This is a genomic window from Pseudomonas sp. PMCC200344 (genome assembly GCF_030053095.1).
GTDB lineage: Bacteria > Pseudomonadota > Gammaproteobacteria > Pseudomonadales > Pseudomonadaceae > Aquipseudomonas > Aquipseudomonas svalbardensis.
In genome coordinates, this window is sequence record NZ_CP125618.1 from 4864564 (window position 1) to 4887500 (window position 22937).

General features: G+C 58.3%; 18 protein-coding genes, 2 rRNA genes and 2 pseudogenes (1 of these 22 running past the window's edge). 7 read left to right on the top strand and 15 right to left on the bottom strand.

Annotation, left to right across the window (positions count from 1 at the left end; all coding sequences use genetic code 11):
• Nucleotides 1-40 precede the first annotated feature (40 nt).
• On the bottom strand, nt 41-1651 hold the full coding sequence (locus tag QFW87_RS22295) for an ATP-binding protein (protein ID WP_283188900.1): 1611 nt from the start codon (nt 1649-1651) through the stop codon (nt 41-43).
• Nucleotides 1648-2361 carry a response regulator gene (locus tag QFW87_RS22300; RefSeq protein WP_046046510.1) on the bottom strand — a complete coding sequence of 238 codons (714 nt, stop codon included), beginning with the start codon at nt 2359-2361 and terminating at the stop codon, nt 1648-1650. Before QFW87_RS22300 ends, QFW87_RS22295 begins: the two co-directional genes overlap by 4 nt.
• Before the next feature lie 739 nt (nt 2362-3100).
• On the opposite strand from QFW87_RS22300, the gene QFW87_RS22305 reads away from it, so the two are divergent.
• Complete coding sequence (locus QFW87_RS22305) at nt 3101-5995, top strand: ribonucleoside-diphosphate reductase subunit alpha (protein WP_134103925.1); 2895 nt, start codon at nt 3101-3103, stop codon at nt 5993-5995.
• Between the two features lie 255 nt (nt 5996-6250).
• On the opposite strand, the gene flgE is transcribed toward QFW87_RS22305, so the two are convergent.
• From flgE to QFW87_RS22335, 6 genes are all read right to left on the bottom strand, one after another.
• Nucleotides 6251-7561 (bottom strand): flagellar hook protein FlgE, encoded by a 1311-nt coding sequence (gene flgE / locus QFW87_RS22310; RefSeq protein ID WP_283181325.1) that lies wholly within the window; start codon nt 7559-7561, stop codon nt 6251-6253.
• Between the two features lie 31 nt (nt 7562-7592).
• A complete protein-coding gene (flgD, locus tag QFW87_RS22315; RefSeq protein WP_283188901.1) occupies nt 7593-8315 on the bottom strand; it encodes a flagellar hook assembly protein FlgD in 723 nt (240 codons plus the stop codon).
• A 15-nt stretch (nt 8316-8330) separates the two neighbouring features.
• Nucleotides 8331-8774 carry a flagellar basal body rod protein FlgC gene (gene flgC, locus QFW87_RS22320; RefSeq protein WP_283188902.1) on the bottom strand — a complete coding sequence of 148 codons (444 nt, stop codon included), beginning with the start codon at nt 8772-8774 and terminating at the stop codon, nt 8331-8333.
• A gap of 3 nt (nt 8775-8777) precedes the next feature.
• Complete coding sequence (gene flgB, locus QFW87_RS22325) at nt 8778-9185, bottom strand: flagellar basal body rod protein FlgB (protein ID WP_283188903.1); 408 nt, start codon at nt 9183-9185, stop codon at nt 8778-8780.
• Nucleotides 9186-9545: 360 nt separating this feature from the next.
• Nucleotides 9546-10373 carry a protein-glutamate O-methyltransferase CheR gene (gene cheR / locus QFW87_RS22330; protein WP_008147958.1) on the bottom strand — a complete coding sequence of 276 codons (828 nt, stop codon included), beginning with the start codon at nt 10371-10373 and terminating at the stop codon, nt 9546-9548.
• A gap of 46 nt (nt 10374-10419) precedes the next feature.
• Nucleotides 10420-11352, bottom strand: a complete 933-nt coding sequence (locus QFW87_RS22335; protein ID WP_283181327.1) for a chemotaxis protein CheV — start codon at nt 11350-11352, stop codon at nt 10420-10422.
• 82 nt (nt 11353-11434) lie between these two features.
• On the opposite strand from QFW87_RS22335, the gene flgA reads away from it, so the two are divergent.
• The 4 genes from flgA to QFW87_RS22355 all read left to right on the top strand — a co-directional run bounded on the left by flgA (nt 11435) and on the right by QFW87_RS22355 (nt 14028).
• Nucleotides 11435-12196: a flagellar basal body P-ring formation chaperone FlgA gene (flgA, locus tag QFW87_RS22340; RefSeq protein WP_283181328.1), complete on the top strand. Its 762-nt coding sequence runs from the start codon at nt 11435-11437 to the stop codon at nt 12194-12196.
• A gap of 150 nt (nt 12197-12346) precedes the next feature.
• Nucleotides 12347-12673, top strand: a complete 327-nt coding sequence (flgM, locus tag QFW87_RS22345) for a flagellar biosynthesis anti-sigma factor FlgM (protein ID WP_123368749.1) — start codon at nt 12347-12349, stop codon at nt 12671-12673.
• Between the two features lie 48 nt (nt 12674-12721).
• Nucleotides 12722-13189 (top strand): flagellar protein FlgN, encoded by a 468-nt coding sequence (locus QFW87_RS22350; RefSeq protein WP_123368748.1) that lies wholly within the window; start codon nt 12722-12724, stop codon nt 13187-13189.
• A gap of 92 nt (nt 13190-13281) precedes the next feature.
• Nucleotides 13282-14028, top strand: coding sequence for a flagellar brake protein (locus QFW87_RS22355; RefSeq protein ID WP_283181330.1), 747 nt, complete (start codon nt 13282-13284; stop codon nt 14026-14028).
• Nucleotides 14029-14093: 65 nt separating this feature from the next.
• Here QFW87_RS22355 and QFW87_RS22360 read toward each other — a convergent pair whose 3' ends face one another.
• The 4 genes from QFW87_RS22360 to QFW87_RS22375 all read right to left on the bottom strand — a co-directional run bounded on the left by QFW87_RS22360 (nt 14094) and on the right by QFW87_RS22375 (nt 19265).
• Entirely contained in the window at nt 14094-15458 is a 1365-nt protein-coding gene (locus QFW87_RS22360) for an MFS transporter (protein WP_283188904.1), read from the bottom strand.
• A 70-nt stretch (nt 15459-15528) separates the two neighbouring features.
• The gene (locus QFW87_RS22365; protein WP_283190941.1) at nt 15529-16770 is read right to left on the bottom strand and encodes a glutamine synthetase family protein; all 1242 of its coding nucleotides are present in this window, start codon (nt 16768-16770) and stop codon (nt 15529-15531) included.
• Between the two features lie 201 nt (nt 16771-16971).
• Nucleotides 16972-17664 carry a HAMP domain-containing sensor histidine kinase gene (locus QFW87_RS22370; RefSeq protein ID WP_283188905.1) on the bottom strand — a complete coding sequence of 231 codons (693 nt, stop codon included), beginning with the start codon at nt 17662-17664 and terminating at the stop codon, nt 16972-16974.
• Nucleotides 17661-19265, bottom strand: a complete 1605-nt coding sequence (locus QFW87_RS22375) for a tetratricopeptide repeat-containing response regulator (RefSeq protein WP_283188906.1) — start codon at nt 19263-19265, stop codon at nt 17661-17663. The genes QFW87_RS22370 and QFW87_RS22375 overlap by 4 nt, the downstream gene beginning before the upstream one ends.
• A gap of 112 nt (nt 19266-19377) precedes the next feature.
• Here QFW87_RS22375 and QFW87_RS22380 point away from each other — a divergent pair, with 112 nt between their 5' ends.
• Together QFW87_RS22380 and QFW87_RS22385 are read left to right on the top strand one after the other, a co-directional pair.
• On the top strand, nt 19378-19578 hold the full coding sequence (locus QFW87_RS22380) for a hypothetical protein (protein WP_283181334.1): 201 nt from the start codon (nt 19378-19380) through the stop codon (nt 19576-19578).
• Nucleotides 19579-19772: 194 nt separating this feature from the next.
• Nucleotides 19773-20588, top strand: a pseudogene (locus QFW87_RS22385) (ATP-binding protein); the annotation flags it as partial.
• Nucleotides 20589-20595: 7 nt separating this feature from the next.
• Here QFW87_RS22385 and QFW87_RS22390 read toward each other — a convergent pair.
• From QFW87_RS22390 to QFW87_RS22400, 3 genes and pseudogenes are all read right to left on the bottom strand, one after another.
• Nucleotides 20596-20916, bottom strand: a pseudogene (locus QFW87_RS22390) (hypothetical protein); the annotation flags it as partial.
• 231 nt (nt 20917-21147) lie between these two features.
• Nucleotides 21148-21263 (bottom strand): 5S ribosomal RNA (rrf, locus tag QFW87_RS22395).
• 154 nt (nt 21264-21417) lie between these two features.
• Nucleotides 21418-22937, bottom strand: a 23S ribosomal RNA gene (locus QFW87_RS22400); it runs 1372 nt beyond the window's last position.

Consider the following 22937-nt stretch of genomic DNA (forward strand, 5'->3'; position numbering starts at 1 on the left):
AACGCAGGCTTCGCCAGCTGCTACAGGTCCTGCGCCAATCTCAACGCTTCTCCTGATTCCTCGGCCAGCTCAGGCTAAAACACGCCCCGCCCAGGCTTTTGCTCTTGCTGATCAACGCCCGGCCATCATGCCAATGGATGATTCGCCGCACGATGGACAACCCCAACCCATGCCCACCGGAGGCGCGGGTGCGACTGTCATCGAGGCGCAGGAATGGTGTAAAAATCTTCTCCCAGGCCGTTTCCGGCACGCCCGGCCCGTCATCCTCGACATCCACTCGACAGCGCTGCTGCCCGACCTGATAGCTGACGGTCACCCGTGATTGAGCGTGGCGCATGGCGTTGCTCACCAGGTTCTGCAACGCCCGGTGCAGGTAACGCGGCTCGGCCTCGACCCACGCGTCGTCGTTGTCAGCGGCAGACAGACACAAACCGCGCTGCACCGTGACCTCGGCGCGTAACGGCGCCAGTTCTTCGATCACCTGATTGACCAACGCATCCAGATCGATCCGCTGAAAATTCAGCGCCGGTGAACCCTGCTCCAGTCGTGCGTAGGTGAGCATCTCGTCCACCAGGCGATCGAGATCCTCGATGTCGTGGTCCATGCCTTCACAGTATTTTTCCAACGCCTGCGGCGTGGTGGCCGAGCCGATCATTTCCAGACCAAAACGCAACCGCGCCACGGGTGTACGCAGCTCATGAGACACGGCGCGCACCAGCTCACGCTGAATCGCCAACAGTTGCTGCAAGTGCTCGGCCATGCCGTTGAACGCCGAAGCCAGCCGTCCCACCGAATCCGCGCCGCGTGCCGGCACGCGGGTTTCCAGGCTGCCCTTGGCGATGCGCGTGGCGGCCGCTTCAAGGCCACGCAAACGGCGCTCAAGTTGCCGCACCAGCAGATAGACGATCAAACCGATCAGGCTCAAACCAAGGGCGGCGATCAGCACCAGCCACTCCGGCGGATAAGGATTCATCTGATACAACGGGCCAATTTCAAGCACCCACGGTGTACCGACCATGCCGGCAAACACCCGGATCGAATCGCCGCCCTTGCCCAGCGCCATCACGGTGTCGCCCTCGGACACCCGGCGACGCTGGTCCTCGTCCATGTCCGCCTGTTCGATCGTCACCAGCCGCAAGTCGAAACCAAACCCTTTATCGCGCTTCAACTGCGCCAGGCGCTCGGGTTGCTCGGCCACCGGGTAGCGCACCAGTTCATCGGCCAGCAGGTAAATAGTCGCCCGGGCCAGTTGTTCGCTGATCTGCTGGACTTCGCCGGTCAGCACCAGCTGTTCCTTGTCGCTGACCAACCGGTAAACCCTCGCCGCATGCGGACCGGTCTGTTCGACCAGCGCCTGACCGCGCAGCACGCGGGTGCGCTGGGTGAGGTCGAGGTCGGTTTGAGTGAAGGTTTTCAGCGCCAGAGGAATCCCCAGCAACCGCTCCCACACCAGCAAGGCTCGGTGGCGCTCGGTCTCGTTCATCGGGTTCAGGTTGTCGGCCATCAGCGAGAACGTGCCGTGGGCCAGGCGTTCGCGGTATTGCTCGCCGCGCACCTGGTTAAGCAGGTGCAAGGCCAGCACGCCGAGTACCGCCACCAGAATCAGCGCCGCGCACATGCCGCCATAGATGCGCAGGAAGATCGAGTTCACAGCGTGCAGGCTTCCGGAACGAACAGATAACCTTTGCTGCGGATGGTCTTGATCAGCCGCGGATGCTCCGGGTCATCGCCGATTTTCGGGCGAATGCGCGAGATGCGCACGTCGATGGAGCGGTCCTGGCCGTCATAGCCGATGCCGCGCAGCGCGGTGAAGATCTCTTCTCGGGACAGGATGCGCCCGGCGTTGGCCACCAGCAGCCAGAGCAGGTCGAACTCGGCGCTGGTCAACTCGATGCCGTTGTCGTTCAGCCAGGCTTCGCGCAATGCGTTGTCGACCACCAAGGGACCGAACTGCAGACGCCGTTGTTTTTCCGGCGCCACTTCAGGCGTTTCACTGCGTCGCAACAAGGCCTGGATACGCGCCAGCAGCAGACGTGGGCGAACCGGTTTGCACACGTAGTCGTCAGCACCCAGGTCCAGGCCAAGAATCTGATCGGTGTCGTCGGTGCGGGCGGTGAGCATCAGGATCGGGCCGTCATACTTGTCGCGGACCTTGCGGCAGATGCTCAGGCCATCTTCGCCCGGCAACATCAGGTCGAGGATCACCAGGTCCGGTTTCTCCTTGATGATCCGTGCCGCGGCCAAGGCGCCGTTGCCCTCGATCGATACGCGCAGACCATTGGCTTCCAGGTAGTCGCGGGTCAGTTCGGCCAGACGCTGGTCGTCCTCGACAATCAATACCTGCCAGGCTTCTTGCTCCACGATGACCTCTGCTTGCCAACAACACTTAATAAGGAAGGATCCGCCCGTCTTTTTGTAATGATTGGGGAGGATAAGAATGCGTACGCACTGGCCGATTGTATAAACGCCGCTCGCCAAGAACACAAGCCGGTAAATGCGTTCGGACAACGCGGTTTTTTGTGATAGGGTTCGCGCCCTTAAAAATCCAAATGACCGTTTTCAATCATTGAAAATCAGTGAAAAACGGTCCGCTCCAGCTAGGTCGCGGCCTACACGCCCGTTCCACCTTTCACACACAATTTACGCACAGGTTTATCCACAGGTAGTACGTTGCAACACCCTCCAAAACGCATTATCTTGTACCTCGTCGCGAAAAAAACCCTACATGTAGGGTTTTACGCCAAAAACCAAACACAAACCGGACACCGATTTCAAGCGCTTTTATTGCCTCTTTCCGGTTGAACCAAACGTATTTTTGAAAGACCAAACCGCGCGTGCGGATGGCTACTGTTTTTGAGCCGAAAACGGCGTTAACGGTACGGGTGTTGCAGTCAATTACTGTCACCCAAAAGGATCCCGGTTTCAGGTTCAAGGCCTGGGACCAAAGACTTCGGCATGGAAGCGGCGCCCCAATTGCCCCTTCCTGATCTGTCCCGAAGTTGGTATGCCCGGCCCCTCGCCGGTTGTAGTGCTTCAGGACGGAACGGTGGGCACCGTGATGGTGCCCAAACAAACATAGAGAATGTGGAGACACCCCCCCATGCAAACCGACACAACTCGCGAGAACCCGCAGGGCACCTTGCCGCAGGCCGCAGATTCGACTTCGGATCTGTCCGCCACCGCGCCTGGCCAACTGCGCGTGATCAAGCGTAACGGCACCGTCGTTCCTTATACCGATGACAAAATCACCGTCGCTATCACCAAAGCGTTTCTCGCAGTTGAGGGCGGCACCGCTGCCGCTTCGTCGCGAATCCACGACACCGTTGCCCGTCTGACCGAACAAGTCACCGCGACCTTCAAGCGTCGCATGCCCTCGGGCGGCACGATCCACATCGAAGAAATCCAGGACCAGGTCGAACTGGCCCTGATGCGTGCCGGCGAGCAGAAAGTGGCGCGCGACTACGTGATCTACCGTGACGGTCGTTCGAAAGAACGCGCCGCCCACGCACCGGCCGAAGAAGCAGTCAACGCTCACCCGTCGATCCGCATCACGCGCGCCGATGGCACCTTTGCTCCTCTGGACATGGGTCGCCTGAACACCATCGTTACCGAAGCGTGCGAAGGCCTTGCAGAAGTCGACGGCGACCTCATCCAGCGCGAAACCCTGAAAAACCTGTACGACGGCGTGGCCCTGACCGACGTCAACACCGCGTTGGTGATGACCGCCCGTACGCTGGTCGAGCGTGAGCCGAACTACTCGTTCGTGACCGCCCGCCTGCTGATGGACACCCTGCGTGCCGAAGGCCTGAGCTTCCTGGAAGTCGCCGAAAGCGCCACTCACCACGAAATGGTCGACCTGTACGCCAAGGCCCTTCCAGCCTATATCGCGAAAGGTATCGAATTCGAATTGCTGAACCCGATCCTGGCCACCTTCGACCTGGAAAAACTCGGCAAGGCGATCAACCACGAGCGCGATCAGCAGTTCACGTACCTGGGCCTGCAAACCCTGTACGACCGTTACTTCATCCACAAGGACGGTATCCGCTTCGAACTGCCGCAAATCTTCTTCATGCGCGTGGCCATGGGCTTGGCAATCGAAGAAAAGAACAAAGAAGACCGTGCGATCGAGTTCTACAACCTGCTGTCGTCCTTCGACTACATGTCGTCGACCCCGACCCTGTTCAACGCCGGTACTCTGCGTCCACAGCTGTCGAGCTGCTACCTGACCACCGTGCCGGATGACCTGTCGGGCATCTACCACGCGATCCACGACAACGCCATGTTGTCGAAATTTGCGGGCGGCCTGGGCAACGACTGGACCCCGGTTCGTGCACTGGGTTCGTACATCAAGGGCACCAACGGTAAATCCCAGGGCGTTGTTCCGTTCCTGAAAGTAGTGAACGACACCGCCGTTGCCGTTAACCAGGGTGGCAAGCGCAAAGGCGCTGTCTGTGCCTACCTGGAAACCTGGCACATGGACATCGAAGAGTTCATCGAGCTGCGCAAGAACACCGGTGATGATCGTCGTCGTACCCACGACATGAACACGGCCAACTGGATCCCTGACCTGTTCATGAAGCGCGTCTTCGATGACGGCAAGTGGACCCTGTTCTCGCCGTCCGAAGTGCCGGACCTGCACGACCTGACCGGCAAGGCCTTCGAAGAGCGTTACGAGTACTACGAAGCCCTGTCCGAGTACCCGGGCAAGATCAAGCTGTTCAAGACCATCCAGGCCAAAGACCTGTGGCGCAAAATGCTGTCCATGCTGTTTGAAACCGGCCACCCATGGCTGACCTTCAAAGACCCGTGCAACCTGCGCAGCCCGCAGCAGCACGTCGGCGTGGTTCACAGCTCGAACCTGTGCACCGAGATCACCTTGAACACCAACAAGGACGAGATCGCCGTTTGCAACCTGGGCTCGATCAACCTGCCGAACCACATCACCAACGGCAAGCTCGATACCGCCAAGCTGGAACGCACCGTGAACACCGCCGTTCGCATGCTCGATAACGTTATCGACATCAACTACTACTCGGTGCCACAAGCGAAGAACTCCAACTTCAAGCATCGTCCGGTCGGCCTGGGCATCATGGGCTTCCAGGACGCTTTGTACCTGCAGCACATTCCTTACGGTTCCGACGCTGCCGTCGAGTTCGCCGACAAGTCGATGGAAGCGGTCAGCTACTACGCGATCCAGGCTTCCTGCGACCTGGCCGACGAGCGCGGCGCCTACGAGACGTTCCAGGGTTCGCTGTGGTCCAAAGGCATCCTGCCGCTGGATTCGCAACAGATCCTGATCGAGCAACGTGGCCAGAAGTACATCGACGTTGACCTGAACGAATCCCTGGACTGGGCACCGGTTCGTGCCCGCGTTCAGAAAGGCATTCGTAACTCCAACATCATGGCCATCGCACCGACCGCGACCATCGCCAACATCACTGGCGTATCGCAGTCGATCGAACCGACCTACCAGAACCTCTACGTGAAATCGAACCTGTCGGGCGAATTCACCGTGATCAACCCGTACCTGGTTCGCGACCTGAAGGCTCGCGGTCTGTGGGACTCGGTCATGATCAACGACCTGAAGTACTACGACGGTTCGGTGCAACAGATCGAGCGCATCCCGCAAGAACTCAAAGAGCTCTACGCGACTGCCTTCGAAGTGGACACCAAGTGGATCGTTGACGCGGCAAGCCGTCGTCAAAAGTGGATCGACCAAGCTCAGTCGCTGAACCTGTACATTGCTGGCGCATCGGGCAAGAAGCTGGACGTGACCTACCGCATGGCCTGGTACCGTGGCCTGAAAACCACTTACTACCTCCGTGCCCTGGCCGCGACCAGCACCGAGAAGTCGACCATCAACACCGGCAAGCTGAACGCTGTTTCCAGCGGCGGCAACCACGGTGAAGATTCGGTCCTGGCAGCACCTGCCGGCCCTGCTCCAGTGCCGAAGGCTTGCGCCATCGACGAGCCGGATTGCGAAGCTTGCCAATAAGCTGAGCCGGTAGGCGCCGCAAGGCGCTTACTCAAAACCCCCGACAGGCCTCTGGTTTGTCGGGGGTTTTCTTTTGCCTGCCTTTAAGGTCAAAAGATCGCAGCCTCGTTTCACTCGACAGCTCCTACATAAAACCGCGTTCACCTGTAGGAGCTGTCGAGTGAAACGAGGCAGCGATCTTTTGATCTTTATCCCGCCCACAAAAAAGCCCCTCGATTGAGGGGCTCTTTGTGACGCGCTATCAACCCACCAGCATCAGGTCATCTGAATGATGGTCTGCATGATGGTGCTCTGGGTGGAAATGGTCTTGGCGTTCGCCTGGTAGTTGCTCTGCGCCTTGATCAGGTCGACCAGTTCATTGGTCAGGTTGACGTTGGACTCTTCCAGAGAGTTGGAGTGGATCTCGCCCAAGGTACCGGTGTTCGGCGCATCGTAGCCCGGGATACCCGACGAATAGGTTTCTTTCCAACTGGTGCCGCCTACCGGTTGCAAACCTTGTTCGTTGGTGAAGCTGGCGAGCGAGATCTGGCCGATGGCCTTGGTCTGGCTGTTGCTGAAGTTGGCCAGCATGATACCGCTGGTGTCGATGGTCAGGTTGGTGATCTGGCCGGTGGCGTAGCCGTTCTGCGAAGGAATCGAACGCGCGGTGTCAGCGTTGTACTGCGTGGTTTTGTCCATGGAGACCGTAACGACGCCGGAGGCAGCGCCGTTGGCTGTCCACACGCCATTGGTCACGGTACCCGGAATCCAGCCCGTAACCTTCAGGTCAGGACTGACAATCGGCGTAGGGGTGGCAGGAGTGGTGACGGAAACCAGTTTGCCTGACGAATCGAACGCCATGGTCGAAGCGACCGGAAGAGAAGCGGCAAGAGTAGGATCGCTGCCATCCGGGTTGCGACCCTCGATCAGGGTGTAGGTCTTCCAGGTGTTGTCACCCGTCTTGACCATGTATTGGTCCATGACGTGCTTGTTACCCTGGGTATCGTAAATGGGGGTACTGAACTGCTTGGTGAAGGACGCTTCCTTGGACGGGTCAAACGGATTGGTAGTCTGGTTGATGATGGGAGCTGTGGAGTTCAGGTTGATCGTCGACGAAACCGTGGAGGTGTTTTTTGGCGCCAGGTTCGAAGTATCGACGCGCAGGTCAGTCAACACGCCATTGAGGATCTTGCCATTGGCATCCACGCCATAACCCTGCAGACGCGCAGAGCCATCGCTATTGGTGACGTAACCGTCCTTGTCGACCTTGAACGTACCGGCACGGGTGTAGGACATCGAACCATTCTCGCTCAGCACGAAGAAGCCGGAACCGTTGATGCCCATGTCCAGCACGTTGCCGGTGTTGTTGACGTCGCCCTGGGTGAACTGCTGGGAAACGTTGGCCAGGCGCACGCCGTTACCGATGGTTTTGCTGCCGGAACCCAGCTTGGTAGCCGAGTACACGTCTTCGAATTCCGCACGGGACGATTTGAAACCGGTGGTCGCGACGTTGGCGATGTTGTTGCCGGTCACGTCCAGTTGTTTGTTGGCTGCATAGAGACCGCTAAGGCCGATATTGAAAGACATATTCCACTCCTTTGTGCCGTGTTAGTCGGCTCTACATACCAATGGTTTGTACTTTGGACAGGGCGATGCTGCCCGCCCCGGCCAGGTTGAGCATCAACTCACCGCCGGTCTGGCTGATGGTCACGCTGTTGACGGTGGCCGGCAGGTACGTGACCAGCGAGGTCGCCTTGCCGTCGTAGGTCGCCGTAGCGCCGAAGGTATAGGTACCCGCCTTGGCCACTTCGCCTGCGTCGTTTTTGCCATCCCAGATGAAACTGGCAGTACCGGCTTTCTGGCTGCCCAGGTCGATGGTGCGGACAACCTTGCCATCGGCATCGGTGATCTTGACCTTGACCGGGTCCACTGACGCCGGTACGGCAATGGTGCCGCTAAAACTCTTGGAGGTATCGACCACAGCCTTGTCGGCCGGTGCAATAACCGAACGCCCGACCAGCGACGACGCCTGCAACGCCTGGGACGAGTTGTAATTGCTCGCCAGGCCACTCACGGTGGTGTTGAGCGTGGTGATGCCTTCCAGGCTACTGAACTGGGCCAACTGGGCGACGAACTCGCCGTTGTCCTGCGGTTCCAGCGGGTTCTGGTTTTTCAGTTGCGTTACCAGCAACTGCAGGAACGCGTCCTTGCCCAGGGCCTTTTTGCCGGTGGCGCTGTTCGTCGCGGACGCCAGGCCATCGGCGCTGGTGTTGGTCTTGACCGAGGAGTTGGCCAGGATGTCCTTGAGGCTAATGCCACTGGTGGTATCGGTAACACTCATCTGAGTCGCCCCTTATCACTGACCGAGGGTCAGAACCTTCTGCATCATGGTTTTGGCGGTGTTCATCATTTCGGCGTTGGTCTGGAACGAGCGGCTCGCGGAAATCATGTCAGCCATTTCTTCCACCACGTTGACATTTGGGTAGTAGACGTAGCCCTTGCCGTCGGCCGCCGGATGGTTCGGCTCGTAGCGCGCGTCAAGGTTGCTCTGGTCTTCGACCACGCCCAGCACTTGCACGCCTTGACCGGCGGCATCCTGGTTCTGGAACAGCGAGTCGCTGCCGCCGCTCTGGCCGCCCTGGAACATGGTGGCGAACACCGGGTGCCGTGCACGGTAGGTCTGGTCGATGCTCGACGAGACGGTCTCGGCGTTGGCGATGTTACTGGCGACGGTGTTCAAGCGAGTGGTCTGGGCACTCATGCCGCTACCGGCGATGTTGAAAACACTGGCTAGAGACATGACTTACTCTCCACGAAGGGCTGACACCAGCCCTTTGAATTTGCTGTTGAGCAGGGTGAAGCTGGCCTGGAAGTTGACCGCGTTTTCCGCGTAGTTCGACTGTTCCAGTTGGGCGTCCACGGTGTTCTGGTCGATCGATGGTTGCATCGGCGTGCGATACAGCAGTGACTCGTCGCCATTGCCCAGGCCTTCGGCTTCGATATGACGGCTGTTGGTCTTGTTCAGGGCGAAAGTGCCGCTCTTGCTCTTCTCGTTCTGCTCGGCGAGCACTTTCGAGAAGTCCAGATCCCGAGCCTTGTAGTTCGGGGTGTCGGCGTTGGCGATGTTGTTGGCCAGGACTTCGGCACGCTGAGCGCGGAAGCCCAAAGCTTGTTCGTGAATACCGAGCGCTTTATCGAAGCTGATGCTCATGTCGGAAACCTTCGGGTGACCTGATTTTTCGTAACATGGACAAAGCAAGCGTCGTGCCAATCGAAAAAAGCCCGTAAACCGGGGCTTTGCGGGCAGTGGCAACGTGGCAATGCCAGAAAAGCGGCAACCGATTTCCGCCGCCTGCCGCTTTTCTGCCGCTTTCCCATGGGCAACACCTATCCCCTGTAGGAGCATGGCTTGCCCGCGAAGGCGGTGTGTCAGACAACATCATCATTGACTGACACACCGCCATCGCGGGCAAGCCATGCTCCTACAGGTGTTGCAGCGTCCATGAGGAATGAGCAGGCAAAAAAAACGGGAGCCCCTGAGGACTCCCGTTTTTTTGATGACGCCAACGAATCACTTCGCCTGGTAGATGATCCCCGGGCTGCACTGGACCATCTGGTAATGGTCCGGCAAACCGTTCAGCGCCTCGGAAGCACCGAGGAACAGATAACCGCCTGGCTTCAACGTGCTGTGAATGCGCAACAGGATGTCCTTCTTCACCTCGGCGGAGAAGTAGATCAGCACGTTGCGGCAGAACACGATGTCAAACTTGCCGAGGCTCGCGTAGCTGTCCAGCAGGTTGAACGAGCGAAACTCCACCCGGCTCTTGATCGGTGCCTTGATTGCCCAGCGCCCCGGCCCTTTCGGGTCGAAGTAACGTTGAAGGCGCTCGGGCGACAGGCCACGGCCGATGGCCAGGCTGTCGTACTCCCCGGTCTTGCAGTTGGTCAGCATGGTACCGGACAGGTCGGTGGCAACGATCTGCACGCCCATCTTCAGCTGGCCCATGTTCACGCGCTCGAACTCATCGATCGACATCGACAGCGAATACGGTTCCTGACCCGACGAACAGGCCGCCGACCAGATCCGCAGACGCTGGCCAGGAGCGGCCTTGATCGCTGCTGGCAGCACCTTGTTCTTCAAGACTTCAAACGGATAGGTATCACGAAACCACAGGGTTTCGTTGGTGGTCATGGCATCCACCACCATCTCGCGCAAACCGCTGCGCGGCTGGGTCTGGATGCGCTGGACCAGCTCACCCAGGGACTTGATGCCTTGCTGTTCCATCAGTTTGTTGAGACGGCTCGAGACCAGGTATTGCTTGTTTTCACCGAGCAAAATGCCACAGGCTTTTTCCAGGAAGACCCGGAACTGTTCGAAATCCAAATTACCCGTAGACAAAGATGCCGCCTCTTAAATCGTATTAACCGTTAGGGGCAAAAGGCCCCTAGCTGATGTCTGCTGCTTTGATCCGGTTGACTACCCGGGATGCCAGGTCATCAGGACGGAATTTGGCAAGGAAGTCATCGGCACCGACTTTCTTGACCATCGCCTGATTGAATACACCCGACAACGAAGTATGCAGGATGATGTGAAGCTTTTGCATGCGAGGGTCGCTGCGGATCGCGGCCGTGAGGGTGTACCCGTCCATCTCCGGCATCTCGATGTCGGAAATCATCATCAGGAACTCTTCTTCCGGCTTCTTGCCCTCGTCGACCAGCTTGCGCAGGTAATCCAGCGCTTGCCGACCGTCGTTCAACGCCACCACTTCGACACCGACCGTCTGCAGGCAACGGGTCACCTGCTTGCGCGCCACCGACGAGTCATCGACCGTCAGTACTCGCAAAGACAGCGCCTTGTGCTGGGTTTCAACATCCACCACGCCAACGGAAATCGCTTCCGGGGTCGGCGCCACTTCTGCCAGCACTTTCTCGACGTCGATGATTTCGACTAACTGATTGTCGACCCGAGTCACAGCCGTCAGGTAATGATCGCGTCCCGTGCCCTTGGGTGGCGGATGAATCTCCTCCCAGTTCATGTTGACGATGCGTTCCACTGACCGCACCAGGAAACCCTGGGTCTTGGTGTTGTACTCCGTGATGATCACGAAGGGATTGCTTTGATCTTTCAACGCACCGGAGCCGGTCGCCATCGCCAGATCAAGAATCGGAATGGTCGCCCCCCGAATACTCGCCACACCGCACACGACAGGACTGGATTTTGGCATCAGCGTCAGTTTGGGGCATTGCAGCACCTCCCGAACCTTGAACACGTTGATCCCATACAGCTGCTGGCCGTCGAGACGGAACAACAACAGCTCAAGGCGATTCTGCCCTACCAGTTGCGTGCGCTGGTTTACCGCATCCATTACACCAGCCATGCATAGACTCCTACACCAACGCTTAAGTGTGTTGCGACGCGCATTCATCACTAAACGGCACGGCGCTTGCTTTTTAACTCTTATGAACACAGAACCGACATTTTTCCGACGCCTGACATCAAACGCCCGCAAATTGCTTTGCGCGGTGTCGGCCGTCTGCCTGTTCAACGCTGGCTGCCCTGCCCTTGCTGACGCGGTTACCTTGCCTGACATGCTTATCGGCGTCACCCAGGGCTTTCTTGAATTCACCGTAGAAGACTATCTGGCGACCAGTCAAACGGAAGGCCGCTACGAGATCGAGGTCAAGCAGCTCGATCCGCGGCTGCGCATGCCCATGTGCGACAAGGAATTGACAGCGTCCCTGGAGAGCCCGGCCACGCCGCTGGGGCGCGTTACGGTCAAGGTGCGCTGCGAGGGCGCGTCGCCCTGGACGGTCTTCGTACCCGCTCAAGTGCGGCTGTTTCGCGACATTGTAACCACCACCCGCCCGCTGCGACGCGCCGGTATCGTCGAGCCCCAGGATGTGACCCTGCGCGAGCGTGACATCAGTCTGATCAACCAGGGTTACCTGACTTCCGTCGACCAGGCGATCGGGCAGAAACTTACCCGACCAATGGTCGCCGACCAGGTCATGACCCTGGTGCACATGGAACAGGCAGAAGTCATCAGCAAGGGCGACCAGGTGGTGATTACCGCCCGCAGTGGAACGCTCAGCGTGCGCATGCCGGGTGAAGCGCTGTCCAACGGCGGCTTGCGCGAACAGATTCGGGTGAAAAACCTCAACTCCCAGCGGGTCATCAAGGCGCAAGTCACCGCGCCCGGCCAGGTGGAAGTGGCCATGTAGAACACTGGCGCGCCGCTCGACTGTTCCCTAGACTGTGCCCTATGCAGGGCAAGCGCTGACGCGCGCAAGCTCATTGATAAATGGGCCTAAAGTTTTTCCGGGTATGGCCGAAAACATGGCAAGCGTCCAAATACCCAGAGGTTTTTTGTCATGGTCATCGATTTCAGCCGTTTGAACAGTTCCTCGTCACTTACCGGTAGCACACGTACCAGCACCGCGAAGGAAACCGCCGAAACCGGCAAATCCGCGCCGCTGAATACCCCGGCCGAACAGGCCAGTACCGTCAAAAGCGGGGAATCGGTACATCTCAGCAATGAGGCTCAACAGTTGCAGAAGGTCACTGACAAGCTGCGCGATCAGCCTGCCGTCGACAACGCCCGCGTGGCCGAGTTGAAAGCAGCGATTGCCGATGGCAGCTACAAAGTCGACAGCAACCGTGTAGCCAGCAAACTGCTCAACTTCGAAGCCCAGCGCTAGGCCAAGGCCTGCGCCAGGCTTTTGGACGCTTAAAACCCAAGGCCAGCCATGCACGACACTAATTTACTGCAACTGATCACCGACGATTTCGCTCCAGCACAGCACTTGCTGGAGTTACTGCAAACCGAGTCCCTCGCCTTGCACGGTCGCGACATGCCACTGCTCGAAGAGATTCTGGCGCAGAAACAGGCATTGATCATTTTGCTCGATCAGCATGGCCGCAAGCGCAGTGAAATCCTCGCCAGCCTCAACCTGCCGACCAATCGCAACGGTCTGGAGCAACTTGCCAGCCATTCGAGCATTGGCGACCAGCTGTTGGAACAGAGCGATGTATTGACCGATCTTCTGGCTCAGTGCCAGGCGGCCAACGTCAAGAATGGCCAGTCGATCCTGGTGCAACAGGCCGCGACGGCCAATCAGCTGAAAATCCTCAACGGCGGCGAGCCGCCAGCGCTCTATGATGCACGCGGATCAACCTCCATGCTTGCGAAGCCACGCCCGCTCAGTCAGGCTTGAGCCTGCTGAAAAGCGCGCACTATCAAGACGCGTAACATGCTGGCAATATGCTGGCCAGTCGTAGTCATATTTTGTCTGGAGATTGATGAACCGTGTTCAATGCCTTAAGCGCGGAAGATGCTCCGCAGCCACCCAAGGTGCTCACCACGCCGTTGGAGATCTCCGGCAACCTGCGCCAGCTGCAAGACAGCCATGATCCGCTGATCATCACGTTCCATGAGCGCAGCCAGCGCTTCCAGAGTTATCTGGTGGACATTGACCGTGACAGCAACATGATGGCCCTGGACGAAATGATTCCCCGCGATGGTGAACGCTTCCTGCTCGCCGGCGAACCGTTCAAGGTCGAAGGCTTTCATGACGGCGTGCGTATTGCCTGGGAAAGCAACGGCCCGTTGACCATCGACGAATCCGGTGACGGTCGCTGCTACCGTGGCGCCCTGCCCGCCGAGGTGGTTTACCACCAGCGTCGTAATGCATTCCGCGCAGCATTGAAGCTGGCACAACTGGTCAATGTCGATCTGGGTGGTGAAAAACTCAAGTCGCCGATCAGCGGCAAGCTATTGGACATCTCCGCCACCGGCTGCAAGTTGCGCTTCGAAGGCGACATCACGGGCAGCCTGCAACTGGGCCAGGTCTATGACCGCTTCATCGCCGCCCTGCCCTTTGGCAATATGACGGCACCCGTTGAGCTGCGTTACCTGCACTTCGAAGAAAGGATCTCCACCACCTTCGCCGGCGTACGCTTTCACAACATGAGCGGGCTGGTGCAGCGACAGGTCGAGCGGTTCGTCTATCAGCTTCAGCGCGAAGCGCGGCGCTTCGACAAAGACGACATGTAATACGACGCTTCAATAGAAAACGGGCAGTCCCTTGCGGTGACTGCCCGTTTTTTTATGCATGGAATTTAAGGCCTGGCCTCGGTAAAACTTTGCTCGCGAGGTGCATCAGGGTCTTCGGGCGGCGGATCGGTTTCGGGCTCTGATTCAGGTTCCGGCTCAGGGTTGATCGGGTTCTGCATCTGGTCTTGCACCACCTGCTCATCGACACGCGGGTCAAGGCAAGCGACCAACGGCGAACTCGACATACTGTCCGGCATGGCGACGTGATGCAGCGGCGCATCGTCGACCTGATGCAGGTTGGTCACCGCTTTCGGGCGAATCCGCCACACCAGCACCAACGCGAAGAAACTGAAGAAGGCATAGAGCATGTGGCTGCCGAACAGCTTCATGAGCACCCCCGCCACCAGCGGCCCGATACTGGCGCCGACACCGTAGGTCACCAACAGCATCGCTGTCAGGGACACCCGGCGATCACCCTCGACGTGGTCGTTGGAGAATGCCACCGCCAGCGGATACAGGCAGAACATCACCAGCGAACAGCAGAACCCGGTGATAAACAAAATCTCCAGCGGTACCTGTTGCATGATTGCCAGCGGCAACGCGGTAAGCGCCAGGGCCAGCGCAAAACAGCGGATCAACAGCGCCCGGTCATAACGGTCGGACAGCCAGCCTAACGGCCATTGCACCAGCAAGCCCGCAAAAATACAGCTACCCATGAACAGACCGACCTGCTCCGTGGACAACCCCTGCTGCGAGGCATACAGCGGTGCCAGACCGTAGAACGAACCGATGATCAGCCCCGCCCCCAGCACCGTGCTCAACGACTGCGGCACGCGCTTGATGAAGAACCGCGGCTCCATCGGTGCCGGGTGCAACGGTGCCGGGTGAATCCGCCGGGTCAGGGCTACCGGCACCAGGCACAGCGCGAAGCACAAGGCGACCAGCATCAGCAGTTCAAGGCCCAGGCTCGGGTGCATGACCAGAATCAACTGACCCAGCACCAACCCCAGGTACGAGGCGATCATGTAGCCGCTGAACACCGTTCCGCGCTGCGAGGCTTCGGCCTGCTCATTGAGCCAGCTTTCGATGACCATGTACTGGCACATCATGCCGAGGCCGACGATGACCCGCAGGAAGATCCAGGCAGGCAACCAGTCCACCAGGCCATGGCCCAGCACCGCCGCGCCGACAATCCCGGCGCAGGCTGAATAGGCGCGAATATGCCCGACCCGGGCAATCAGCCGATGGCCGATCTTGCCACCCAGCACCAGGCCGAAATAGTTGGCCGCCATCAACGCACCGACCCACAGGCTGTCGACGTGGTCGGCGGCCAGGCGCAAGGCCAGGTAAGTACTCAACAGGCCAGAGCCGATCAACATCATCAGCGAGGCAAAATAAAGCGCTCGAAAGGGTTTCCAGATTTGGCGCATCGGCGTTCCGAGCGGCTCCTTGCAGTGAGAATCGGGCTACCCGAAAAGATAGCCCGAAGACGATGGATCGTCAGGCCTGGGCTGCCAGGACACGGCGCTCCCAGGGAGTAATTTCATCAAAGAAGCTGGTCAACTCCATGGTCTTCGAGGCGATGTAGCCTTCGATGAATTCCTTGCCAAACAGTTCCTTCGCCAATTGGCTACGTTTCAGACGCTCAAGAGCAGCATGCAAGGTACACGGCAACGAAAGATTGTCCGGCACTTCGAATTCACCCTGGATCGGCTCGCTCGGCTCCAGTTTGTGTTCAATGCCATACAACCCTGCGGCAAGGCTGGCGGCGATCGCCAGGTAAGGATTTGCATCAGCCCCCGGCAAGCGGTTCTCGACCCGACGAGCGGCGGGCGAACTCGCAGGAATACGCAATCCGGCCGCACGGTTGTCGTGGGACCAGCAGGCATTATTCGGTGATGCGAAGGGATGGCACAAGCGCTGATACGAGTTCACGTTCGGTGCGAACAACGCCGTGAAATCCGCCATGCCGGCCTGCTGACCCGCGATGAAATGACGGAAGGTCGCGGTCGGCTCACCGGCCTTGTCACTGAACACGTTACGCCCGCTGCCGATCTCGATGATGCTCTGGTGAATATGCATCGAACTGCCCGCCGTGTGCGCCAGCGGCTTGGCCATGCAAACCACGGTCAGGCCATGCTTGAGCGCGACTTCTTTAAGCAGATGTTTGAACAGGAGTGTCTGGTCGGCCAGCAGCAGCGGGTCGCCGTGCAGCAGGTTGATCTCAAACTGGCTGACGCCCATTTCATGCATGAAGGTATCGCGCGGCAAGCCCAGGGCCGCCATGCATACATAGACTTCACTGAAGAACGGCCGCAAACCATTATTGGAACTGATACTGAACGCCGATTGACCGTCCTCGCGACGACCGTCCAGGCCCAGCGGCGGCTGGAACGGTTGAGTGGGGTCGGTGTTGGGCGCAAACACAAAGAATTCCAGCTCGGTCGCTACTACCGGCGCCAGGCCGAGGGCCGCGTAACGCGCGATCACGGCCTTGAGTTGACCACGGGTGGACAGAGACGAGCTTTCGCCAGTCAACTCGTCCGCATCGCAAATAGCGAAAGCTCGCGGCTGTGTGCTCCAGGGTAAGCGATGGATCTGTGCGGGATCGGGCACCAGCGCCAGGTCGCCATCATCGCTTCCATAAAAGCGCGCTGGCGGATATCCGCCCATGATGCACTGCAGCAGCACCCCCCGTGCCATCTGCAAACGCCGCCCTTCGAGAAAGCCTTCGGCGGTCATTACCTTGCCGCGCGGTATGCCATTCAAGTCCGGCGTGACACATTCAATCTCATCAATGCCCGTCAATCGCTCCGCGAGTGAACAATGGCCATCGGTTGTCATGACGCAATCCTTTTTGTTATGCAAGCCGCGAACGGCGACCCGTACAAAATAGGCTCCGCGTGTTCGGAATATCAAGCAGCGGCCAACAAAAAGAACCGGTCAGGGCAGATAGAGGTTAAACACTGCGCCACCCAGCGGGCCGCCATTGCTGATTTCGGTGCGCCCGCCCACGCCATTGCGCTGATGAAGTGCGGCAATCCGCCCGGCAAAGTACAGGCCCAGGCCAGTGCTTCCGCTGCTGTGGTTGATGCCCTGCACGTAATCGGCCTGACGCTCGATCATCTCGGGAGGATAACCCTCGCCATCGTCGTTGACGGTCAGCACCAATTGCCCGGCTTCATCGCTGACGCTGATCAACACCGCGTGGCGGGCGTAACGAATGGCGTTGTTGATGCTGTTGGCCAGCACCGACGCAATCAGCTCCCGGTCGAAGAAGCCCAGCGGGCTCAACGGGTCCACTTCATAGGTCGCCATAATGCCGCGACTGGTGAACACTTCTTGGTGCGCTGCCAATTGCGCTTCGATGAAGTCATCCAGCTCATGGTAGGCCGGCTGCAATGGCATCTGGTTGACGCCGAGTTTGTACAGCCCCAGCAACTGCACCAGCATGCCATTGAGATGCGCGAACTCGAAGTCGATGACGCCCTGCTCCGGGGTGTGCTGCTGCGGATCCGGCAAGCGCGTCAGCCATTGGCTGTGGGCCTGCATCAACATGGCCAGGGAGTTCTTCATGTCGTGCACGGTGGAGGCAATCACCGTGGAAAAATCGAGTGCCTGTTCGCTGTCGTTCATTCGCCAAACGCCTTGCTTCGCAGCTTCTGATAACGGGAATAACGCGCATCGGTGTCAGGCATCAGGCCGACCATTTTCAGGCAGGCCCGACATTCCTCCAGCTCCGCCGAAGGCACACTGGTGTCGGTGCCGTGCAGCAGCGACTGCGCCATGTTCAGCGCGATACTGATGTTCTTGGGTTGCAGCGCCAGGGCTTTGCGAAACACCTGCCGCGCCTCCACCAGGTTGCCGGTCTTGTACACCCGCACGCCCTGACGGTTGAGGTCCGCAGCGGCGTTGCCGGAGTTGAGAATGGTCGGATCGTCGGTCAACTTGGCGATGCCCTTCATCACCGTCGGGTCGTCGCCGTAGATTTCCGCGCAGTTTTTCAACATCGAGGCACTGGCGCTGGCCTGGCCGAGCATCTGCAGTTGCTTGGCCACCAGCAGCGCCGCTTCGGCGCTCATGAACTGTTCCATGCCATCGAGGCGCATCATCGCCTGCTCGGTGAGCTTCTCGGCGGTTTCGGCATCGTTGAGCAGCAGACTGGTGGCTTTCATCAATCGCGCACGAATCTGCAAACCCGGGTCGGAAGGGTTTTCCTTGGCCACCGCACTCAGCGTCGTGTTGATTTCCAGTCGAGTCCGGGTATCCAGACCTTTTTCGCTGCCTTTACTGATCAAGGCATGGGCCAGGCCAAGGTTGCTCTCCGCATCCTTGAAACGTGACTGCGCGCCCTGCGCCACGGCCTGACGATAGGCTTTGGAGGCGGTTTCAAAATCTTCGTTGGCCATCGCCAACTTGCCGAGCAGCGCTTGCCGGCGCACCGCCAGCGGCGACAAACGGATCGCCTCTTCCAGCACATTCTGGGCCGCCTTGGTGTCGCCTTCGGCGACCAGCACATCAGCCATGCCGTCGTAGAGCGCCGGCATCATCGGGAACACTTTCAGGGCTTTTTCATACACGCCTTTGGCCTGACCGACCTGGCCACGTTTGAACAGCAACTTGCCCAACCCGGCGAACGCCCACGGCAAAGGCCGATCAGCAATGATGCTGTCATAGAGACGCTCCAGCGCCTCGTTCTGATTCAGGTCGCGCAAGGCATCAGCGCGGTAGCGCAGGCACAACGGCGAGTAGCGGATGTCTTGTTTGCACAAGGCGATGCAGGCATTGAGCACTTCAACCGGTTTGCCCCGGTCAAGGGCCTGCAGAATCGGCTTGAGCAAGGTCTTGCGTTGCTCCAGCCGCTCCAGGCGTTGAGACAGGCCGGAACGGTTGAACGGTTTGGTCAGGTACGCATCAGGTTCGTGCTCCAACGCACTGAGCACCATCGCCTGACTGGTCTCGGCGGTGACCATGACGAACACGGCCTCATGGCTGATCAGCTTTTCGATCATCAGGTCTTCAAGCACCTGCTGACCGTTCTTCTTGCCATCGCCCAGGTGAAAGTCCTGCAGGATGAAATCGTAGGCCTTCTGCGAACACATACGCAGCGCCTGTTCACCGGAGTCGGCGGTGTCGACATCCTTCACACCCAGCTCGCGCAGCATGGACCTGACGGAACTGCGGAAATCCGAGAAATCATCGACGATCAAAAAACGCTTTTGGTGATACGACAGCATCGAAGATTTCCAGGCAATTTAAGAAGAAGACCATGACTGTTCGGGTTATCGGCCAGTAGGGGCGTTCCCTTGAGAAGTCATACCGTTTAGTACGCGCTAAATATGCGCCACCGTGTTGCGCCGGATCGAACGCCGGATGCAGGTCACCGGCCAGCCGGACCTGAGTGCCTATTACCAGTATCTGCAGAACAACCCCGAAGAAACCAAGGCACTGCTGGGCGACATGTTGATCGGCGTGACCAATTTCTCCCGTGACAGGGAGGCTTTCGAAGCTACAAGGATGAAGAATCGGACGGCGAATACGTCCTGGTGATTTTCGAGGAAGTCGAGGTCGACCCTGCCGAACGAGCGGCCACCACCGTGCTTCAGACCGAAAGTCAGGTGCTGTCGAACTTTGAGCGCGAACTGCAACGCACCAAGTTGCACCTGGAGGACTCCATCGAACACTCGGAAGTCTCCAGCGCAGAGCTCAAGGCTTCCAACGAAGAAATGCAGGCGATCAACGAAGAGCTGCACGTGCCTTCAGGCGCATTGATGGTCCATGCCGACCCGACGCGCCTGGAGCAAATTATCTGGAACCTGGTGAATAACGCGCTGAAATTCACGCCCTCCAACGGCCACGTGCAATTGATCGCCAGCCAGGTTGGAAACATGGCGCGGCTGGACGCCAAAGACAACGGTGCCGGCATCGCTCCCGAGAACCTCGATCACGTGTTCGACCTGTTCGACCAGTCTGAAAAGCAGCACGTCAGCCACAACCGTGAAGGCCTGGGGATCGGTTTGTCCCTGGCCCGCCAGTTGACCGAGGCCCAACGGGGAACGGTTGAGGTGAACTCTGCCGGGGCGGGAACAGGTTGTACCTTCACGGTTTACCTGCCCTTGGCCCACACCAAAGGTGAGCCGCAATCCCCGACTCAGGTCGAAGAATCCTCTGGCAGGCTGAGTGGTTTGACGATCCTGCTGGTCGACGACTACGCCGATGCCGATGTACTGGAAACCTTGAAAATGTTGCTGGAAATGGAAGACGCGCAAGTGATTGCGTTCGACCGTCCGGTGGCGGCTTTGGATGCCGCAAAAAGCACGCGCTTCGACCTGATCATTTCTGACTTGGGCATGCCGGTCATGAACGGCCACGAGCTGATGAGCGCATTGCGTCAGTTGCCGCTGGTCAAGGATGTGCCGGCCATTGCACTGACGGGCTATGGCGCCCACAGCGACATTCAAAAATCACGGCAATCGGGTTTTGACCAGCACATTGGAAAACCGGTGTCCTACGATGATTTGATCGAAACCATTGGAAATCTGCGACGCTCCCAGATCTGATACAGAGTCAGCGCAGGTAGGCACGCTGTACGCAGGCTCGTCGATCGATGGCCTGCCTGAGCCGCTCCTTGTGATCAGCCCAGACCCTGGGTTCGACTTTGGTTGAGCGCATCAGCACCAGCATGGCTGCCTTGGCACCCAGGTACTCCGACCAGGCATCGTCGGACCTGAGTTTCAAAGACTCGCGCTCGGTCATTTCCATCCGCCGCAGGGCCAGTTCCGGCTCATCGGTAATCACTGGACTCAAGGCCAACTGCACCCGATGCGGCGCGACGAACTCCTGGGTATCCGCGACAATCTCCCTCGCCCGCTGAGCGCCCCACTACAAACATTCAATGATCACCAACGCTTCGGCCTCTATTTTTTTGGTTCTACTTTCAGAGGAATGAAAGCTGGCAGCGCGACTGCTTGCTGATCGCGGTGAAGCGGTATCCACCGGCGAAGGCCTTATCGGTCTGGCTCGGAAGGTGTGTTCGCCGGCCCCTTACCGGACGGTTACTTTCCTGAGGACAAAACAAAACCCCTACCTGCATACGCAGATAGGGGTTTCGGAATTCAATCTTGACGATGACCTACTCTCACATGGGGAAACCCCACACTACCATCGGCGATGCATCGTTTCACTGCTGAGTTCGGGATGGGATCAGGTGGTTCCAATGCTCTATGGTCGTCAAGAAATTCGGTAGCCAGGTCGTTCTCCTTGCGGATCACGCTCCAGCGAATGGGCAGGTGATAGATTTGTGTGTTGCGTTGCGAATTTTCGACTTGTGTCGTCTTCACACACCGCAATCTGGTGCCTCTTCAGGTCAGCAAATTGCTTGGGTGTTATATGGTCAAGCCTCACGGGCAATTAGTATTGGTTAGCTCAACGCCTCACAGCGCTTACACACCCAACCTATCAACGTCGTAGTCTTCGACGGCCCTTCAGGGGACTCAAGGTCCCAGTGAGATCTCATCTTGAGGCTAGTTTCCCGCTTAGATGCTTTCAGCGGTTATCTATTCCGAACATAGCTACCCGGCAATGCCACTGGCGTGACAACCGGAACACCAGAGGTTCGTCCACTCCGGTCCTCTCGTACTAGGAGCAGCCCCTCTCAAATCTCAAACGTCCACGGCAGATAGGGACCGAACTGTCTCACGACGTTCTAAACCCAGCTCGCGTACCACTTTAAATGGCGAACAGCCATACCCTTGGGACCGGCTTCAGCCCCAGGATGTGATGAGCCGACATCGAGGTGCCAAACACCGCCGTCGATATGAACTCTTGGGCGGTATCAGCCTGTTATCCCCGGAGTACCTTTTATCCGTTGAGCGATGGCCCTTCCATACAGAACCACCGGATCACTAAGACCTACTTTCGTACCTGCTCGACGTGTCTGTCTCGCAGTCAAGCGCGCTTTTGCCTTTATACTCTACGACCGATTTCCGACCGGTCTGAGCGCACCTTCGTACTCCTCCGTTACTCTTTAGGAGGAGACCGCCCCAGTCAAACTACCCACCATACACTGTCCTCGATCCGGATAACGGACCTGAGTTAGAACCTCAAAGTTGCCAGGGTGGTATTTCAAGGTTGGCTCCACGCGAACTGGCGTCCACGCTTCAAAGCCTCCCACCTATCCTACACAAGCAAATTCAAAGTCCAGTGCAAAGCTATAGTAAAGGTTCACGGGGTCTTTCCGTCTAGCCGCGGATACACTGCATCTTCACAGCGATTTCAATTTCACTGAGTCTCGGGTGGAGACAGCGCCGCCATCGTTACGCCATTCGTGCAGGTCGGAACTTACCCGACAAGGAATTTCGCTACCTTAGGACCGTTATAGTTACGGCCGCCGTTTACCGGGGCTTCGATCAAGAGCTTCGCGTTAGCTAACCCCATCAATTAACCTTCCGGCACCGGGCAGGCGTCACACCCTATACGTCCACTTTCGTGTTTGCAGAGTGCTGTGTTTTTAATAAACAGTCGCAGCGGCCTGGTATCTTCGACCGGCATGGGCTTACGCAGTAAATGCTTCACCCTCACCGGCGCACCTTCTCCCGAAGTTACGGTGCCATTTTGCCTAGTTCCTTCACCCGAGTTCTCTCAAGCGCCTTGGTATTCTCTACCCAACCACCTGTGTCGGTTTGGGGTACGGTTCCTGGTTACCTGAAGCTTAGAAGCTTTTCTTGGAAGCATGGCATCAACCACTTCGTCACCCAAAGGGTAACTCGTCATCAGCTCTCGGCCTTAGAATCCCGGATTTACCTAAGATTCCAGCCTACCACCTTAAACTTGGACAACCAACGCCAAGCTGGCCTAGCCTTCTCCGTCCCTCCATCGCAATAACCAGAAGTACAGGAATATTAACCTGT

What these genes read in the sequence shown, in the direction of transcription:
- QFW87_RS22305 (WP_134103925.1), top strand. Translation starts at nt 3,101, where the DNA reads ATGCAAACCGACACAACTCGCGAGAACCCGCAGGGCACCTTGCCGCAG.
- flgE (WP_283181325.1), bottom strand. Translation starts at nt 7,561, where the DNA reads ATGTCTTTCAATATCGGCCTTAGCGGTCTCTATGCAGCCAACAAACAA.
- flgD (WP_283188901.1), bottom strand. Translation starts at nt 8,315, where the DNA reads ATGAGTGTTACCGATACCACCAGTGGCATTAGCCTCAAGGACATCCTG.
- flgC (WP_283188902.1), bottom strand. Translation starts at nt 8,774, where the DNA reads ATGTCTCTAGCCAGTGTTTTCAACATCGCCGGTAGCGGCATGAGTGCC.
- flgB (WP_283188903.1), bottom strand. Translation starts at nt 9,185, where the DNA reads ATGAGCATCAGCTTCGATAAAGCGCTCGGTATTCACGAACAAGCTTTG.
- QFW87_RS22335 (WP_283181327.1), bottom strand. Translation starts at nt 11,352, where the DNA reads ATGGCTGGTGTAATGGATGCGGTAAACCAGCGCACGCAACTGGTAGGG.
- flgA (WP_283181328.1), top strand. Translation starts at nt 11,435, where the DNA reads ATGAACACAGAACCGACATTTTTCCGACGCCTGACATCAAACGCCCGC.
- flgM (WP_123368749.1), top strand. Translation starts at nt 12,347, where the DNA reads ATGGTCATCGATTTCAGCCGTTTGAACAGTTCCTCGTCACTTACCGGT.
- QFW87_RS22350 (WP_123368748.1), top strand. Translation starts at nt 12,722, where the DNA reads ATGCACGACACTAATTTACTGCAACTGATCACCGACGATTTCGCTCCA.
- QFW87_RS22360 (WP_283188904.1), bottom strand. Translation starts at nt 15,458, where the DNA reads ATGCGCCAAATCTGGAAACCCTTTCGAGCGCTTTATTTTGCCTCGCTG.
- QFW87_RS22365 (WP_283190941.1), bottom strand. Translation starts at nt 16,770, where the DNA reads ATGACCGCCGAAGGCTTTCTCGAAGGGCGGCGTTTGCAGATGGCACGG.
- QFW87_RS22370 (WP_283188905.1), bottom strand. Translation starts at nt 17,664, where the DNA reads ATGAACGACAGCGAACAGGCACTCGATTTTTCCACGGTGATTGCCTCC.
- QFW87_RS22375 (WP_283188906.1), bottom strand. Translation starts at nt 19,265, where the DNA reads ATGCTGTCGTATCACCAAAAGCGTTTTTTGATCGTCGATGATTTCTCG.